This window comes from Bradyrhizobium sp. WSM4874 (genome assembly GCF_055811835.1).
Map to the genome: position 1 here is coordinate 1 of NZ_JBVVPR010000055.1, position 16715 is coordinate 16715.

Below are 16715 nucleotides of genomic sequence, written 5' to 3' on the forward strand. Positions count from 1 at the left end.
AAGATAGTAGTCCTGGACGGACAGCATGCCCGGATGACGATATAGGATGTCGCGAACCGAACTCGAGACGGTAAAGGTGACCTGGATGTAATCGTCAAGCGCCACCTCATTGAGGGCGTTGCAGAATTCGCATTGAAAACGTGGATGAACCTGGTCCAGCTCACGAAAAGTGCCGGCGACCTGCGGGCAATAGGCGCAGATGAGCAGCCACTGCATCTCGAATAGGCCAACCTTAGCGGCGTGCACGAACAGCTCGATTCCTTCGGCGTCACTTAGTCCGTTGGCAGTCGCATATTGGATAGGATTGACGCGAAAGAGATCATAGTCGCCGGAGGCGCGAATAAAACCTTCGAGATCCGAAAGGGTCTGCGGCGCCAAGCTCGCTATCGACCCGAGCTCTATGAGGCGCTGATTCAGGAGGCCTTCGTTGATTGGCGATGACCCTTGCATATCAGTATGATACCTCGCTCCAGGCCGGCAATACTGGATAGTCGGCCATTCGACTAGCCACCCGACAATCGACGCGGTCCCTTTGTGTCCAACTGGTTTTAGTCGAACCGAGCCGGATAAGAAAAGTCAGCTCTATTGGCCTGTATCAGTCGGCAATGCGACACTTTGATCGATAGGCAGTGTCTGATATGGTCCATCATGTCCATGAGAGCGGTGCGTTGACTCTAGAGCGGGCCGTGCGCGCTACGTTATAAAATAAGCTCCGGACTCGTGCAGACGCCCCTCCCTCCCATTTCCGTCGACGTTGATCGCCATATGACCTGGATACTTCGGAGGATCATGCGTCGATGGTCAACTAAAGCCGTTTGAACGACGCGGATGAAAAGCGCGACGCTGTTGGTCGTTGGCTTCGTGTCTGCTGGCGTTTGGTAGCAGGGCGGCGCCAAAGGTCAGACCTTAGTCGCTCCGCCGCTTCCGCTCGCTCCGCCGTCGAGCGAACGGGAGCCGGCACTCCGGCCACCCCTAAGAATGCCTGGCCGACAACGGCGGCGGCCAAGGTATCGTCGCCACCGGCGCCGGCCAAGAATCCAAGGCCTTCGGCGAAGACCAATGGCGGGCCGTCATCGCGGACCGACGCTCTCCGGCCGGCAGCGTCGGACAAGGTTTTGTCTACGCCATTGATCGGCGCGCCTGCGTCGGTCCTCAGCCTAGCCGGGGACTACGATCGCTTTAGCGTCGGCACGGTCGACGATAGTAAAACGTCAAGTTACGCGGCGCGAACCATGAAGTCCCGCGCAGCAAGACCTTCCTAGCCCAATTCGGGGGCAGACAACATCGCGGCACAGCCCTGGTTGAGCAAGTAGATGAGGCATTGAAGCGCAAGCTTACGATCTGTCGCGGCTGCAGGCAGATGGTCGGCAATGACGGCAGGCGCTGTTGACCCATGGCAAGCGATTGTTGATTCTCGCATGGGCCTATTGTCGGATAAAAACTAAGGCATGTGGAGGTCGCGGAGCAACGTAAAAGCGTGCCTCACAGGCGAGGCATTCCAAGTGCTCCGCAATTTCAACCCGCAATCCAGATAACATCTTTTTTGACCAGCAATCCGGGCATTCTCTCTGGTTCAATGCGTCAAGAGCATCTGCGTCAGTCATTTCGAGCTCGTGGAAACTGGCTGCATCAGACACCGAAAGAGCGACTGATGTGTTTCGCCATCACGATAGCAACATCCGTATAGCGGCCGTCCGACCAGAACTGATCGCAAATCAGCAAAAGGAATAGCGCATTAAGCGAAATCAGAATTCCCTTGCACATAGCGGACTTGTCCCTTGATGAGACTGCCAACCGAGCAGGTATGAACTGAGAGAAACGATATGCTTTCTAAAGACGCCGCTGCGACGATCTGCAATGGTTGCAGGCTGGCAAGAAGCCGTTACTAATCCGTTAACCGACCGATCCGACGAATCTCTGCCGAAGGTCGGCTTCTGGTCCGAAGCTGCTGATCCGGGAGGTGCGCTATTCGGGCTATCGTCTCGAACCCTGGTGCTCTCCCCTGGGCGTCAACAACTATTCATTCGTGAGTCGGCCGACCATGAACTCTGGCTGACAGCAAAGTGTGAATGTCTCAGGCGACTTGGTCAAACTCAGTTCTGAGTGCTCAAGGTGTAACAGTTACGCTCTTGAAGACGGTGCCGCCATTGTTGGAGCGGCCGCTGAAGCGGACGGTCTGCGGGCCTCGCGAGGTGGCACTGAATTTCCAGATGGCGGAGCGCGTATCGGCCTCCGTTACAGTTCCAAGTGTGAGGCTGGCCGCATTTGGAAAATCCATTGCCACCCCATCCTCGCGGGTGGTCGAGACCCCGAGCAGGCTTAGACCGCTAGACGCTGCCGCCGCCGACACCTGAACCCCATATGCCTCGTAACTCGGGTTGAAAATGGTCGTCTTGATTGTGAAGGTCGAGCCGATCGCGGGAGACGTGGTGCTCGGAGTAGCCGCCATCGAAATCGCAGGCGTTGGATCGCCGCGAATTATTTTAGCCGCGATTGCCACCGGCAAGCCAAATGAGGGAGCTCTCCAGTTGATTGCTTTGAGCCGGAGAATGCCAGGAGGCGGATTGTCGATGATGAGATATTCGACGTTGTCAATATTAGACTGCGAGGCCCAGCCACCACATTGTCCAACTGCGTCCGGCGTGCAACGGGCGCCGGGATCGGCCCACAGGTCAACATCGTATGTCACCGCCTGTGACGCTCCTGCGCTCGCTTCGGGCTCGTCCCAAGTAAGCACAGCGACGACCCGCTTGGTACCTCGAGGCACGTCGATGTCGAAGAAGCCCCAAGACTTGTCGGTGATTGTCATCCACGCCCAATGGCCGCTCCAGCCATTGGGGTCGAGGCGCGCCCAATGCGATTGATAATCGGAGACGCGTCCGAGCCCAAAATCATTGCGTCCGCCACCGGTGTTGTTCGCCGGACTGACCTCGTCCGAATGCAGCGTAGCGGAAGCCATGAGATGGGCACGCAGCAAGTGCGGTCGATCTCTGAAATCGGGATAGTGCTCCAGCAACGTCGCCGCAATGCCACTGACATGGGGCGTTGCCATGCTGCATCCGCTCTTATCCGTATAACCGTCCGTCGTTCCCGCCTGCGCGGAGGTCACGACAGCGCCCGTTGCAACAAGGTCTGGCTTCATCCGATTATCGCCGGTCGGGCCGCGGCTGCTGCTGCCAGACAGTTCGCCAACTAGGCTTGATCCCGCGTCCTGCACGTTTCCGATTGTAAGCGCATTCTTGGCCACACCGGGAGACCAGATCGATTGCGCGCCCGGGCCGTTATTGCCGGAGCACACGATGTAGGCCTGGCGGGTTTCCCAGACGCGGGCGTCGAGCTTGCGCGATTCGGAATCGGTTCCGGTCTGTCCCGATCCGCTCGCCCCGCCGCTCAGATTGATGACAGAGGGCCGTGGCGCGTCGCAGCTGGTTGCGTCCGCCATGTAGTCGATCGCGTCCCGCAGCCAAGAGTTTTGTCCGGTGTTGGTCGATTTCCAGATCTTTCCAACCCGGATGCGCTCACGCGAGCCGACCGCAGTTGCGACGCCGCGGAACCGCGCTTTCGCAGTGCCAGTTCCGGAGATGGTTGCGAGGACGTGAGTGCCGTGGCCATTCTGATCATTCCAAACGCCCGCGGCGTCGCTCGTGAAATTAATCCCGCAACCGTTCTTGTTGAGGTCTTGGTGCATGGTTGCGGCCGCACTTCCCAACATGGCGCCGGTGTCGAGTAAGCCCAATACAGTCCCCGCACCCAGGAAGCCGGACGCACGGATGTAATCGATTCCATTCGTAGCCATGCTCTGATCGTGTCCGCCCCCGCTCCGGCGCTCGATTTCGATGAACAGGATGAAATCCAAACCGGAAAGAATGCGGATCTCGTCGGGTGTTGCGAGAGCCTCATAGCTGCGCAACACCGGGTCGTAGCGACCGACCTCCGCACCCGTAGCCTGGACCCGTTCGGCGAACGAAGTTTTGGGATCAGTTTCGAACAGGCTGATAATAATTGGAAATCGAACCACCTCAGCGCCGAGACGCTCGATGGCAGATTTCAGCTCCGGCGCTAATTTTTGGTCGGGTGAGGGGTAAGCCAATGATCTAAACCCGGGCAATTTGGCAATACCCTCCAACGCCTGTGCTTGCAGGGGGACGCGGACCTTGAGTGCTGTCCCATGCAGCCCGAGCGATGCGACCCCGAACTCGCTCATCAGCATGCGCTCCGTGGCCGCGTCCGGCAGCGATTCCATCAGCAGAAAGGCATAGGTCTCAGCCCGCTCCCCTGCCGCTAAATCCGATCGTATGCGCGGGTCGACCCCGGAGGCCGGTGTCGTCGTCCCTCCCGAGAACCCAAGCTGATAGGCCTCAAATGATCGGACATCCGACGCGCCGCGCGAAGGATAATCGGCTGGAGGCTTTGGGCGATCCTTTGGCGCAGACAGCGGCCTGTTGGGCGCCTCCGTTTGGACTGTTGTCGCCTCGGCGCCTCGATGCGGAAGTGCATCGCGCGGCGGCTTGCGATCGACCGGGAGAACCAACCGATCCGCCACGTCAGACTTGGTCGGCCCGAAGCCGCGACGTTTGGTGTCATCCGCGCTCGTGGCATTAGGTAGCCCAACGCCCGCCTGGCGCAATTCGAAGTTTCTGACCCCGTCCTGGACGGCTTCGAGCGAAATGGGGTCACCCTCACGGTCCCGATTGATGCGCATAGCGCTATTCTGGCCGCTAGACGCGCCTTCCGCGGGAGCAACGTTCTGCGCAGACGCAAGCGCGACAGGCGCAGCAACCAATAAGGCCGCAACGAATGTTTTCAACCGCGCTGAACGGCAGCAATAGGCCAAACGCTTGGGTAAGAAGGTTTCGTTCATTGGCTTCCTCCAAATGAACATTCTTACAAGGCGACTTTGATCCGATTCCTGAATCGTCACAATGGCGCACAAGCCGGCAGGATCAAATTTGCTCGCGCCGACATCACGACGCGGTCGCGCTCAAGCTTTTGCGTTGAGCATCCTAGCAAATCAATAAATGAACCCTAACAGCACGACGGAAGATTATGCAGTGATTTAGTTCACAGGATTGCTAGTTCGATTCAGAACAGGCAGGCTCGTGAACCCAATCGGCCCATCGTTCCATAACCACACATCCGCGAACGGGCAGAGCGAGGCGGGGTTGCAGACGAGTGAGTGAGCCCAGGCTAGCCGTCAGCGCAAACGCCGACCTGCTTCGTCGGGTCTGGTATCTCCGCTCTGTGATCCCATAGTCGATATCGCCGCGACCCCACGACATGCGAATGGGCGCGGCCGTCGCTTCCATTTTAGTGTTATCGCTCTTAACAGACGGCAGAGCGGCTATAGTCTCCGAGCCAGCCCGCCGGCTCCTCTCGCTAGGGGGGTGTCGCATTAGGCGTCAAAACAATGAACGTTTTGCGGCCTTACTCGCAAAGTAAAACTGCGTTCCCTTGTCTTGCTTCTCGAGCGCATTCAGGAGCGCATTGCGTCGACAATGTGCGCGATCAAAATGCCGACGCTGACAACAACAAGAAGACTGAGCAACCAGGTAGTCACGTCCACCTCCAGTCTCAGAAGTGAACCTTCGCATTTCTGCACAGTCAAAGAAGCTCGCGCGGGGAACCGCGATTTCAGCAGCGGCTGAGGATTCATTGCCACACGTGCGCGGGGCGAGTTATCGTCGGAACGCAAAAAATAGGAGTGCGGCGACGAGGCCGGCCGCAAGAAGTGGAAACCAAATGTCTGGCACTTCGGAACTCCGACTCACTGCGTCGGATTAAATGCCACTTGTATTGCAATGGTCTTATTTTTCGTCCGTTCTCCACAACTCTGAAGATTTGTTGCATCTGCAGCCAGTGGCTCTGATAGGGGACGCTACGGTTGGCACCGAGACGAAAGGTTGAGCTTCCGCAAAAGGCCGTCTAGTCCCTCAGTACGATAGCTTCTTGCTTCTGCAATCTGATTTGGGCTCCCGCGCGGCGAGCGCCTGTTAGCCTGTCTTGTGTCGCTGGACGTTGGCTTGGTCGCCTTTGTTTTCAGATCGTGTGGATCGTGCCAATGGCGAGGAACGAAGTCAGCAGCCAAATGGGCGTTTGTTTCTTTTGAGGGTTGTGGCGTTGGGGCGGAATGACCGGATGATCTTCGACAGGTGCAATGTAAACGACACTTACCTTGTCGGCCTCGGTTGTCGTTTCCGGAATGCTGGTGATTGGCAGGCGATCGGCCTTGTCGCCGGCTGCGACTGGGAAAACGATCTCAGCAGGTCGCGGCGGCGGTGATTCTTTGCGGCCGCGGCAATTGCACCGAGGCCAGCCAGGCAAACTACTCCAAGCGCGACGGTCCTGATCACGTGGCACGCTCCTACGCGGGAGCCGCAAAGCGTCCTGATCAAATCAGTCCAGATTAAGGCGCCTCGATAATCTTGGTTAACGGGCGGCGGGCGGCAGGAACGGGCGTCGGACTTGATAGTAGCCGTGCTCACGGCTTCCTGCCCAGCGTGCTAGCGTCTCTGCAAATCTGCTTCCCAAACAGATTTCTGTTCAATCGGATTCCTGCCTTGAGACGACGATAACGCTAGATGACGGAGGCATAGAAATATGCCAGATGCGCGGAGGCTGAATGACGCTGAACGCGCTGACGTGAGCTCATGGCGGAAGCGATGAAGAGAACGGGCCCAGCAATTCCGGAGTTTTAGTCATCGCGGATGAATCGGGCGATCGTCACTACGTACCGCTCGCAAGAACCGAGGGAATTCAGCCGCCCGGCAGAAGTATCATGAGCAGACTAGGGCTGACCAGTTCCAGAATTAACTCGCAGCGCTGACATCAATCTTAATCTCAGGCTTTGCTTGCGGCGGCGCATTGGAGCGTTAGCTTTGCGCACCGGACATTGTCCCGTTCGGGTCCACGCAGGCGAGCCCTCGCGCCATTATACTCGGCGCGTCGGCCTCTGCGGGCCATGCGCGAGTTCATATTGAAGAGGCCATCGAAACACGAAACGCTCGATCTCGCCGAGATGCGCCGGCAGATCACGGCCTTGCGGTCCCGGCACTCGGAAAATCTACGCATCACCTATCCGTTGAATAGGCTGCTGATCAAGATTGCATATCTCAGTGAACCGGAGAACGCAGCTCACGCAGAGCAGCTGCGCGAAGCGTTTGCCAGGACGATGGCCGATATCCAGGAGCGCGTCATGAAACACGCCGGCAAGCCGCCGGGTAAGGCCTAACAGGTAGATCACATTGCACAAAGCGATCGCCGGGTTGAGGCTACCTGTAGCCGCGGAGGTAAACGCCGCCTCCGCCGCTAGGGGCTGCCGCTGTCGCAAGCGGTGGCCCCGCCCATGAGAGGCCTAGTAAGCGCGCCGCGCTACTCGGGGCAGAGAGGGCAGTCTCGGAGAAAACCGGTGGGCAAGCGCGAGCACCGCGGCTTCGTCGGTTTCGAGCGCGATCTTCTGGGCGAGCATCACGTCGCCAGCTAGCAGAGCCCGTTCGGGAACGAAACACCAGCCGATCTTAGGCTGCTTTTCTTCATCAAGCTGCAAAACATTGCTCATGGTGCCCTGATGAATTCGATATCGTCGGCCGGTGTGAGAGCCGGTGTCTTCGAAAAAACCTCGGCATCATATTGCGCACGCTGCTGTGGAGATAACCAATCGCGCAGAAGACGTTGCGCACGCGCTTCCGGGCCATTTTGCTTGATGAAGCTTTGATAGAGCGCACGCAGGGCGCGCAAACGCACACTACTGCCGATGCTACCGCGTCTAAACAAGAACATTTGTTGCGCCCGACGGGTCTAGCCGCCGACCAACCGCGGATAGAACAGCGACCTCTCCGAATGGAGATCCGACTACGACTCTCCGAGCGAGAAGGGGGTCCGTTCATGACTTAACCCGAAGAGCGCTTCAGCGGCGTGATGTCCGCTGACAAAGGTAAACCGACGCCGAGCTGCACTTGCCGCGACCGCCGCTTTTGACCCAAAGCCGGACAAGTCAACGCGGGCGCTTTTTTCGGCCAGAGCGATCTCTGATGAAGGCTTTTCGTGGCTGCGAGCCTACGGCACGTTCGTCGCCACGGTTTGCGGCTAGAAAACAAAACGCCGCTGTCGCCGCAATCGGCGACGCATCGCCGAGACACCTGTGACTTTTGAACGTTTGCCGACTTTTCGTTCCTCGGCTTGCTCAACCCGGCTGCGAAGGTTCTGAAGCTCTGTCAGCTGAGATCTTAGAAACCAAACGCGTTCGTGCAGAACCGTCATGCGGTTGTGCCCCTGACCACGCCTACTCATCAACACCCCTTATTATGACTATTTAAAAACCACTGTCGTCAGGCCGAGACATAAAATGATCCATTAAGTTCAACTAATAGTAGCTCAGGTTTGTGAAAGTGCTGTGAAATACTTCACTTTTGCGGAAAAAGACCTGTCCTTGAGCGGTTTCATTTGCTTGTAAGGTGGGCACCAACGTCGGCGGATTAACCACGCGGTCTGGTTTAATTTTAATGAGACAATAATACTGCTTGTTAGCCTGGGCCGTGCAGATCAACGTGCAGATATTGCCGTTTTCCGGGCTCGGCGGGATCGGAAAACGTAGAGGTGCAATCGCGATCGCTGCGATCGCTCGATTGGAAGTTACCTCCTCATTTGGAGAATCTCGCCATGGTCGAACGTCGGGCAATGGAGCGGATACCGATCAACCGGGCGGCGCGGCTGTCGTTTGGTGGATTGAGTGGGACCCATCCGTGCGTGGTGCGCGACATCAGCACCCTGGGAGCCTGCATCTCCACGCCGTACTACATATTCGCCAGCGAATTTGCGCTATCGTTCGACGAACATTCCGAAACCTTCACCTGCCGTGTCATGTGGAGGAAGCAGACACTTTGCGGCGTGTGCTTCGTCCTGCGCCGCAGCTCGCCGAAATTGGCGAATGATTGCAGCAACACCACAACGTGGTGCGGCTTGACTACCAATCATGTGCTGCCGCTCTGAGCTCCTTAGCTCATGTTTCGACATAATTCTCGCGTGCGCTGAGAAGCGATCGGATAGGGCGGCCGTTTTGGGTGTTGGCCAATCGGCAAAGTCGCGCCCCTCCACGAGGCCCGCTCACCGAGGCATGACGGACCAGATTTGCTCACGTTGAGTTTTTCGCATTCTGACCCATTGCGGACTCCAACGCATCGCGCTCACCCTGGAGCGAAAAATTGATCCAGATCAAAGCTGTCTGCCGCCGGACGGATGGTGTGACGCCATGATTGATAAGCCGCCGGACAAGCCAGAAAGGGCAACCCCGCGAGAGCGACGAGGCCCGGAGGGCGCATCATCGAAGATTATGCCGCAGGCCTCCGCGAATTGATTAGGAAGCTCCGCTAGAAAGGAAGGCGCTGCATCAAACGACAGTAATGTTGGCTGTTTATTCCGGCGACGCCGCACCGCAGTTCGCGGTATCGTTTCCGTTCCGTTTTTCAACAGCGGATTTGATTGCCATGCACCACATCCAGAGTACGCATATTGCCGCGATTCTCAAACTGACCGCCCAGCAGCTTGAAGCACTTCGCATCCACCCAGAGATCCAAAAGGAATATTCCGAAATCCTCGTTTTGAGAGAGAAGATAAAACTGGCGACCGATCTGAAGAAGGCTCGCCGGCAGCTCCTTACTCGGTGCCCCCGCGCGCTTGAAGGTAAATGACCATCCACGATCACGTGTCCCAAGTGCGGTCACGCTGCTGCCGAGGTCATGCCGACCGACGCTTGCCAGTTCTTCTATGACTGCAGAGGCTGTGCGAGCGCCTGAAGCCGCTCCCTGGCGACTGCTGCGTGTTCCCTTCGGCACCGATCGCTGTCCACCGGTTCAAGAGAATGGCAAGGGCTGCTGTAGCTAGCTGGCCTGAAGGGAGTGAACTTCACCCGACCTTGTGCGGTGAGGCTTGAGTTGCTCATTGGGCATTCCCGCATGTGGCCCGTGGCTGCCCTCCGCGCAGACGACTGAGGTGTCAGCTTTCGGGAGGCGAGCCGAACAGCGCATTCGGCTTGGCTTGAGGCAGCCTTTGACCCATTGCGGGCTCCAGCGCATCGAGGCGCCCTGAACGCGGGTATCGTCTTGCGTTAATCAAGGCGTCACGATCCGTTATGATGTGTAGGCAAAAACAACTGCCACGCTGCTGAAGCAATGTCGCGGAACGCAGGCAGGTCGTCGCCGAAGGGTCAATTTCTGGACGAGGATCAGGCGCTAAGAAACCACAAAAAGATCCAATGCTGGAACCTAAATTTTCCAGTGTTTCCTCCGTAAAGGGAGCAAGATATGAGACCGTCTAGGGACACCTTGGCGCAGATGTCCATCGACCAGCTTTGGGATCTCTACCGCCAGACCGAGGCCATTCTCCCAGGAAAACTTGCGGCGAAACAAAAGGCGCTAGAAGAGCGGTTGGCTAAGCTCGGCGGCGCGGTTGGGTTTCTTACGCGGCAAACTGTTCGCGCCCGACGGCGCTATCCCAAGGTCCTTCCAAAGTATCGAAACCCACTAAATGGATCGGAGACTTGGGCCGGACGCGGTAAGCAGCCTCGCTGGGTAACAAACCTATTGAAGTCTGGAAAACGGATCGATGACTTACGTATTGATCGGACCGCGACGTAGCCCGTTCAGTGCCGGCGTCTGATTTCGGCTTTTCTAACTTGCTCTCGGAGTGCTTGCAGTTCGCTCCAGGGTTTTTCGAGGTCGGGGATTGATGCGCGCTTTCGTTTCAGCCTCTCAAGCTCAGCAGCCAGGATCAATAGGTCCGGCGTAACACGCTTCTGCTTCTTTGAAGCCCGGACCTTTCGTCCCATCTGGGAACAACTCCGCACGCACTAATCGGCCTCCCCGCGCTGTAGCAAGTATTGTGCCGTGTCGGATGTATGGTGGATGAACGAGAGATCGTTCAGCTCGGCCTATGGATCACTCCCCAAGTGCAGCCGCGCAGGCCGCCTGCCATGTCGTCCGTGCTATGTTGCTTTCCGGGCATCGAACGACGGCAGGATGCTTGATAGGTCGAGATAGCGATACGGCATACTGTGCGTTACTTGTGATCCGCGAGAAAGCCAGCAACGAAGGTCCGGTTCTGGCCCTTTGCCTCGCGCTGAAAAACGCGAAGATGCTTCTATTAGGTCGCGTTCTAGGTTCGCAATTTACTGCCGTCACAGCGGATTGTTTGGTATTACTCGTTTCGATTTTTGCCGGGTTGTTTATCGGCGTATTTGGTGTCATCGCCGCGACGGACCGTCGTTGATATGATCCCGCAAAATCGCGCAGGCGAATGAAAGCTCATTAATGGGCACCATTTACGCGATGCTGGTGATCACTACGTTCGTTCTAGGGTTTGTCGCAACCGTCCTGTGGGGGCCAGATTTCGAATGGCTTGGGCGGGATGTCGAGGATGCCTACATCTTCAAGATGGTTGGCATCGGACTGGTCGTGTTCTTCTTAATCGCAATCACCTTCCACCTCATCTGAGGTCCTACAAACTGGACGGTGTTGCGCCTCAACGTCAGCTTCTGGCCGATTTCGTTGCAAAAGTCGGCTGTGAGCGATGGATGGTTCGGCGATTTCGCCTAAGGACGACCGGCTTGATGCGCCGGCCCTGACGCTCTCTACGCAACTGGAACGCTACGCAGTGCACAGAGCCCGAGCGGGTGGCGGACGAGCGCCCAGCGACGCCAGCCGCCGCAGGTTCTGGGCGATGCTGCCTTGGAAACCTCAGGAAGCAGACCTCGCGACACTCTGAGCCAATGGAGGACTCCGCACGGTTTTCCCATGCTGACCGACACGACATAGGTTCAGGCGGCTCCTCGGCTAGGCGATCAAATAGAAGGTGGTTGCCAGCGCCGCGGCGAGGACCGCTAGGACGCGAAGGCGTGTCTGAATCTCAAAAATGCGACTGGAAGATTGGCGCTACTCCCTCATACTCCGTCATTGCGAGCGCAGCGGAAGCAATCCAGTCTGCCGCCGCGCGGGGATTCTGGATTGCTTCCGCCTTCGCTAAAGCTTCGGCGGACAAGTCGCTGCGCTCGCAATGACGACGTGGAGAGAACGTGCCTCACGCTCCGCTCTCGTGCCCCGGACGCAGCGCAGCGTCCCTTCGACGGTGCGCTGCAGAGCCGGGGCCCATCTCGCCGCATTACGCCGTGTCGCCCCTGGGTCCCGGCTCTGCGCAGCAACGCTGCGCGCTGCAGCGCGTCCGGGACACGATTGGCGATGACCAGGAGTAACCGAACTCTAAGCTTTCAATATCACCGTCCCGCGGGTGCAGACATCGCGCCATTGGAATAGCGCGACCAGTCGGGCCCGGTCGGCTGCGACGGCCACAGCGCGGCGTTGGAGTCGCGCACCGACTGGGTGATGGGATGGGCTTGCGCCTTGCGGACATGACGGCGGTCGTTCGCCGCGGCGGTCTGGATGGTGGCGGCGGCAATCAGCGTCGCGCCGAGAATGATGAAAGTCCTTTGCATTGTTTCTTTCTCCCGTGACGACGCCCGGCTGTGAGATGTGTGTTTTGTGTGGTCGCCGTCGCGGCTGGACATGGCGACGCGCCCAGCCGATATCAGCGCTCGCGACATCACATTGGGGCGAGCCAGTTTTCTAGCCTCGGCTAAATATTCGGCAATCGCGCCCGTAGCCCCGATGGACTTGACCTGCGCAATCCGGTTCAATGGACCAAATCTGGTTTTCAGGCGACAATGATGTCGAAATATCTGCTGGTCCTTCTGCTGATCGCCTCGCCGGCCGTGGCGCAGGTCAAGCTGACCCCAAAAACATCGGCGGCGCATCCGGACCCCTGCGCGCCGATCGGGCGGACCGCGGACGGCAAGCTGGTCTACTCCATGAAATGCGAAAATCTGCCGGTGCCGCCTCCGCCGCCGCAGGCGGAACTGAGGGAGGCGCCGCAGCCTGCCGCCGAGCCGGAGCCGGAGACGCGGCGGAGTGGCGTTTTCGGCTGGTCCTACGACCGCAGGTAAGGGGCCGCGCCCCTTGCGCGAAGCCCGACGGAGTGCTCTTTGCCTGAAAATTCCCCGTGGGGCCACCGCCCCCGATCCAGAGAGATGAGATGACCAAACTCGTTATCCGCGCCGGCGACTTCACCTTCGATGCCCGTTTCGAGGAGCAAGCGGCGCCCAAGACTGTCGCCGCGTTCCGCAAGGCGCTGCCGTTCGAAAGCCACATCATCCACGTGCGCTGGAGCGGCGAGGGCGTGTGGATGCCGCTCGGCGACCTCGATTTCGGCGTCGGCTACGAGAACCACACCAGCTATCCCGCACCCGGCCAGATCATCCTCTATCCCGGCGGCATCAGCGAGACCGAGATCCTGATGGCCTATGGCGGCGTGCACTTCGCGAGCAAGATGGGCCAGCTCGCCGGCAACCATTTCATCACGCTGACCTCCGGCCTGGAGAATCTGGCGACGCTCGGCAAGAGCGTGCTGTGGAAGGGCGCGCTGCCGATCCGCTTCGAGGAAGTCTGAGTGACTGGTACCCGCTACCCGCGCGATCTCCGCGGCTACGGCCGCAACCCGCCGCACCCGCAATGGCCCGGCGACGCGCGGGTCGCGGTGCAGTTCGTCGTCAATTTCGAGGAGGGCAGCGAAAACAACATCCTGCATGGCGACCCTGCCTCGGAAGCGTTCCTGTCCGACGTGCTCGGCGCACAGCCTTGGCCCGGCCAGCGCCACGCCAATATCGAATCGATGTTCGAATATGGCTCGCGCGCCGGTTTCTGGCGGCTGTGGCGGATGTTCGGCGAGCGGAAGTGGCCGACCAGCGTGTTCGGTGTCGCCACAGCGCTGAAGCGCAATCCGGAAATCGTTGCCGCCATGAAGGAGGCGGGCTGGGACATCGCCAGCCACAGCCTGAAGTGGATCGAGCACAAGGACATGACCGAGGCGCAGGAGCGCGCGGAAATCGCGGAAGCGATCCGCGTCCACACCGCAGCGACCGGCTCGCGGCCGCTCGGCTGGTATACCGGACGCTCCTCGATCAACACCAACCGTCTGTTGATGGAGGAGGGCGGCTTCCTCTATCTCAGCGATTCCTATGCCGATGATCTGCCCTATTGGGTCAAGGGCGCGAGCAGCAAGCAGCTCGTCATTCCCTATACGCTCGACGCCAACGACATGCGCTTCATCAATCCGCAAGGCTTTGCCGAAGGCCAGCAGTTCTTCACCTATCTGAAGGATGCCTTCGACGTGCTCTATGCCGAAGGCGAGAACGCGCCGAAGATGATGTCGGTCGGCCTGCACTGTCGTCTCGCCGGCCGCCCCGGCCGCGCGGCGGGCCTGATCCGCTTCCTCGACTACATCGGCAAGCACGAGCGCGTTTGGGTGCCGACGCGGTTGCAGATCGCACAGCATTGGCACGACAAGCACGCGGGCCTTGCCGACGATGCATTCGAGATCGGATAGGGAAGCAATGTCACAGATCGCCTTGTCTGATCTCAATGCCGCGAGCTTCGATGATTTCGTGGCCGTACTTGAAAACGTGGTCGAGGACTCGCCTTGGATTGCCCAAGAAGCCGCGGCGCGCCGTCCGTTTGCCGGCATCAATTCACTGCTCGACGCGATCAAGGCGGCGATCGCTAGCGCTGAGCCCGAGGTGCAGCTGGCGTTGATACGCGCGCATCCCGACCTCGCGAACAAGACCCAGCGCGCAGCGGGACTCACGCCTGACTCGACTGCCGAGCAGAGCAGCGCTGGTCTAGACCGTCTGTCGGACACCGAATATGCGGCCTTCGAGCGGGCGAACAATGCGTATCGCGAAAAATTTGGTATCCCCTATATCGTCTGCGCGCGCCGGCACACCAAGGATTCCATTCTGCGTGACTTCGAGTCGCGACTGCAGAACATTGCCAAGACCGAGACACGCCGTGCGCTCGAGGAAATCTCCCGCATCGCTGCGCTGCGGCTGGACCAGCTCGTCAGTGCTGACGACAAGCTGAAAGTGCACGGCTGGCTCTCGACGCATGTGCTGGACAATCACGCCGGCAAGCCCGCGCCGGGCATTCGTGTCGAACTCGTCGAGCTCGCCAAGCTTGGCGAAAGCCGCGTGATCGCGCGCGCCGTCACCAACGCGGATGGCCGCACCGACCAGCCGCTGATCGGCGGCCGTCCGCTGCCGATCGGCCGCTACGAGCTCCGGTTTAGCGTCGCCAAATATTACGCCGAGCGCAACGTGCAGCTCACCGACCCGCCGTTCCTCGACGAGATCCCGCTGCGGTTCGCGATCAGCGAGCCGGAAAGCCATTACCACGTGCCGCTGCTCGTCACGCCCTGGAGCTATTCGACCTACCGCGGCAGTTAAACATGTTGCGCGGATGAGGCGACTGCTGCTGCATCCGCTTCCGCCGCAGCTCCTCCGCTCAACCCGTTGAAGAAAGCATTGAGCAGCACGGAGACGATCGCACACAGCAGGATGCCGGACTCCAGCAGCGGCTGGAGATCGTGCGGCAAATTCCTGAAGAAACCGGGTGCGGCGAGCGGGATCAGCCCGAAGCCGATCGAGATCGCGACGATGAAGAGATTGTAGCGATTGTTGCGGAAGTCGACTGAGGTGAGGATGCGGGCGCCTGTCGCGGCGACCATGCCGAACATCACGAGGCCGGCGCCGCCGAGCACGACCAGCGGCACGGCCTCGACCAGCGCGGCGAGCTTCGGCAACAGGCCGAGCACGAGCATGATGCCGCCGCCCGTGACCGTCACCCAGCGCGAGCGCACGCCGGTGACCGAGACGAGGCCGACATTCTGCGAGAACGACGTGTATGGGAAGGTGTTGAAGATGCCGCCGAGCAGTGTGCCGACGCCGTCGGCGCGCAGGCCTCGGCTCAGGGCTTCGCGGTCGACCGTCTTGCCGGTGATGTCGCCGAGCGCCAGGAACATGCCGAGTGATTCGATCATCACCACGACCATGACGACGCACATGGTGATAACTGGTACCAGATGGAATTGCGGCATGCCGAAGCGGAACGGGATCACGAGCGCGCCCCAGGACGCCGCAGCGACCTTGTCGAAATGCATCACGCCCAGGATGGTCGCGAGCACGGCGCCGGCGATGATGCCAAGCAGCACGGAGACGTTGGCGAGGAAGCCGGTGCCCCATTTGATCAGGCCGAGAATGAACAGCAGGACGAACAGCGAGATGCCTAACCCCTGCAACTGTCCGTAGGCCGGATTGGGAAAGCTGCCGGCGACGCCGTCGACCACCTTCGTCAGCGTCGGCAGGCCGCCGCCGGCCCAGTTGATGCCGACCCGCATCAAGGAGATTCCAATGACGAGAATGATGCTGCCGGTGACGACGGGCGGGAACAGCGGCAGCAGCCGGCTGACGAACGGCGCCGCGACAATGCCGAACAAGCCGGCCGCGATCACCGAACCGTAGATGCCGAGCAATCCGATATCCGGCGCACTTGCCATCGACAGCATCGGACCCACGGATGCGAAGGTCACGCCCATCATCACGGGCAGGCGGATGCCGACGCCAGCAAAACCGAGGCATTGCACCAGCGTCGCCAGTCCGCAGGCGAACAGGTCGGCGCTGATCAGGAAAGCGACATCCTCCGGCGGCAGCTTCAGCGCGCGCCCGATGATCAGGGGCACCGCGACCGCGCCGGCATACATCACCAGCACATGCTGCAGCCCGAGCGCGAGCAGGCGCGGGACCGGCAGGACTTCGTCGACGGGATGCACCTCGCTGATCATGA

Annotated in this window: 14 protein-coding genes and 2 pseudogenes; 11 read left to right on the forward strand and 5 right to left on the reverse strand. The window is 59.5% G+C overall.

Features of this window, described 5'->3' with window-relative positions:
- The coding region (locus AC0L3P_RS34650; RefSeq protein ID WP_473308722.1) for a DUF5939 domain-containing protein at nucleotides 1-378 on the reverse strand (378 nt) is incomplete at its 3' end.
- A 1729-nt stretch (nucleotides 379-2107) separates the two neighbouring features.
- Nucleotides 2108-4861, reverse strand: coding sequence for a S8 family serine peptidase (locus AC0L3P_RS34655; protein WP_473308723.1), 2754 nt, complete (start codon nucleotides 4859-4861; stop codon nucleotides 2108-2110).
- A gap of 2112 nt (nucleotides 4862-6973) precedes the next feature.
- Between AC0L3P_RS34655 and AC0L3P_RS34660 the strand changes: the two genes are divergently transcribed.
- Complete coding sequence (locus AC0L3P_RS34660; protein WP_473308724.1) at nucleotides 6974-7228, forward strand: hypothetical protein; 255 nt, start codon at nucleotides 6974-6976, stop codon at nucleotides 7226-7228.
- 123 nt (nucleotides 7229-7351) lie between these two features.
- On the opposite strand, the pseudogene AC0L3P_RS34665 reads toward AC0L3P_RS34660, so the two are convergent.
- Nucleotides 7352-7776 (reverse strand): annotated as a pseudogene (locus tag AC0L3P_RS34665) (hypothetical protein).
- An 879-nt stretch (nucleotides 7777-8655) separates the two neighbouring features.
- Between AC0L3P_RS34665 and AC0L3P_RS34670 the strand changes: the two are divergent.
- The 6 genes and pseudogenes from AC0L3P_RS34670 (at nucleotide 8656) to AC0L3P_RS34695 (ending at nucleotide 11483) form a co-directional block, all read left to right on the forward strand.
- Nucleotides 8656-8985, forward strand: coding sequence for a PilZ domain-containing protein (locus tag AC0L3P_RS34670; RefSeq protein ID WP_473308725.1), 330 nt, complete (start codon nucleotides 8656-8658; stop codon nucleotides 8983-8985).
- 410 nt (nucleotides 8986-9395) lie between these two features.
- On the forward strand, nucleotides 9396-9683 hold the full coding sequence (locus AC0L3P_RS34675; protein ID WP_473308726.1) for a hypothetical protein: 288 nt from the start codon (nucleotides 9396-9398) through the stop codon (nucleotides 9681-9683).
- A gap of 48 nt (nucleotides 9684-9731) precedes the next feature.
- Nucleotides 9732-9876, forward strand: a pseudogene (locus tag AC0L3P_RS34680) (GDCCVxC domain-containing (seleno)protein).
- A 449-nt stretch (nucleotides 9877-10325) separates the two neighbouring features.
- Nucleotides 10326-10628 (forward strand): H-NS histone family protein, encoded by a 303-nt coding sequence (locus tag AC0L3P_RS34685; RefSeq protein WP_473308727.1) that lies wholly within the window; start codon nucleotides 10326-10328, stop codon nucleotides 10626-10628.
- Between the two features lie 427 nt (nucleotides 10629-11055).
- Nucleotides 11056-11259, forward strand: coding sequence for a hypothetical protein (locus tag AC0L3P_RS34690; RefSeq protein ID WP_473308728.1), 204 nt, complete (start codon nucleotides 11056-11058; stop codon nucleotides 11257-11259).
- 41 nt (nucleotides 11260-11300) lie between these two features.
- Nucleotides 11301-11483 (forward strand): hypothetical protein, encoded by a 183-nt coding sequence (locus tag AC0L3P_RS34695; protein ID WP_247503627.1) that lies wholly within the window; start codon nucleotides 11301-11303, stop codon nucleotides 11481-11483.
- Between the two features lie 776 nt (nucleotides 11484-12259).
- Here the strand turns inward: AC0L3P_RS34695 and AC0L3P_RS34700 are convergent.
- Nucleotides 12260-12478 (reverse strand): hypothetical protein, encoded by a 219-nt coding sequence (locus AC0L3P_RS34700; protein ID WP_473308729.1) that lies wholly within the window; start codon nucleotides 12476-12478, stop codon nucleotides 12260-12262.
- 228 nt (nucleotides 12479-12706) lie between these two features.
- Here AC0L3P_RS34700 and AC0L3P_RS34705 point away from each other — a divergent pair, with 228 nt between their 5' ends.
- The 4 genes from AC0L3P_RS34705 to uraD all read left to right on the forward strand — a co-directional run bounded on the left by AC0L3P_RS34705 (nucleotide 12707) and on the right by uraD (nucleotide 15319).
- Nucleotides 12707-12985 carry a hypothetical protein gene (locus tag AC0L3P_RS34705; RefSeq protein ID WP_007601447.1) on the forward strand — a complete coding sequence of 93 codons (279 nt, stop codon included), beginning with the start codon at nucleotides 12707-12709 and terminating at the stop codon, nucleotides 12983-12985.
- Between the two features lie 89 nt (nucleotides 12986-13074).
- Nucleotides 13075-13488, forward strand: a complete 414-nt coding sequence (locus AC0L3P_RS34710) for a DUF3830 family protein (protein ID WP_007601448.1) — start codon at nucleotides 13075-13077, stop codon at nucleotides 13486-13488.
- Nucleotides 13489-14424 carry an allantoinase PuuE gene (puuE, locus tag AC0L3P_RS34715; RefSeq protein ID WP_275169732.1) on the forward strand — a complete coding sequence of 312 codons (936 nt, stop codon included), beginning with the start codon at nucleotides 13489-13491 and terminating at the stop codon, nucleotides 14422-14424.
- Nucleotides 14425-14431: 7 nt separating this feature from the next.
- On the forward strand, nucleotides 14432-15319 hold the full coding sequence (gene uraD, locus AC0L3P_RS34720) for a 2-oxo-4-hydroxy-4-carboxy-5-ureidoimidazoline decarboxylase (protein ID WP_473308730.1): 888 nt from the start codon (nucleotides 14432-14434) through the stop codon (nucleotides 15317-15319).
- On the opposite strand, the gene AC0L3P_RS34725 is transcribed toward uraD, so the two are convergent.
- Entirely contained in the window at nucleotides 15316-16713 is a 1398-nt protein-coding gene (locus AC0L3P_RS34725) for a nucleobase:cation symporter-2 family protein (protein ID WP_473308731.1), read from the reverse strand. The two genes, uraD and AC0L3P_RS34725, sit on opposite strands and share 4 nt — an antisense overlap.
- Nucleotides 16714-16715: the final 2 nt, after the last annotated feature.

What these genes read in the sequence shown, in the direction of transcription:
- AC0L3P_RS34655 (WP_473308723.1), bottom strand. Translation starts at nt 4,861, where the DNA reads ATGAACGAAACCTTCTTACCCAAGCGTTTGGCCTATTGCTGCCGTTCA.
- AC0L3P_RS34670 (WP_473308725.1), top strand. Translation starts at nt 8,656, where the DNA reads ATGGTCGAACGTCGGGCAATGGAGCGGATACCGATCAACCGGGCGGCG.
- AC0L3P_RS34675 (WP_473308726.1), top strand. Translation starts at nt 9,396, where the DNA reads ATGTTGGCTGTTTATTCCGGCGACGCCGCACCGCAGTTCGCGGTATCG.
- AC0L3P_RS34685 (WP_473308727.1), top strand. Translation starts at nt 10,326, where the DNA reads ATGTCCATCGACCAGCTTTGGGATCTCTACCGCCAGACCGAGGCCATT.
- AC0L3P_RS34695 (WP_247503627.1), top strand. Translation starts at nt 11,301, where the DNA reads ATGGGCACCATTTACGCGATGCTGGTGATCACTACGTTCGTTCTAGGG.
- AC0L3P_RS34700 (WP_473308729.1), bottom strand. Translation starts at nt 12,478, where the DNA reads ATGCAAAGGACTTTCATCATTCTCGGCGCGACGCTGATTGCCGCCGCC.
- AC0L3P_RS34705 (WP_007601447.1), top strand. Translation starts at nt 12,707, where the DNA reads ATGATGTCGAAATATCTGCTGGTCCTTCTGCTGATCGCCTCGCCGGCC.
- AC0L3P_RS34710 (WP_007601448.1), top strand. Translation starts at nt 13,075, where the DNA reads ATGACCAAACTCGTTATCCGCGCCGGCGACTTCACCTTCGATGCCCGT.
- uraD (WP_473308730.1), top strand. Translation starts at nt 14,432, where the DNA reads ATGTCACAGATCGCCTTGTCTGATCTCAATGCCGCGAGCTTCGATGAT.
- AC0L3P_RS34725 (WP_473308731.1), bottom strand. Translation starts at nt 16,713, where the DNA reads ATGATCAGCGAGGTGCATCCCGTCGACGAAGTCCTGCCGGTCCCGCGC.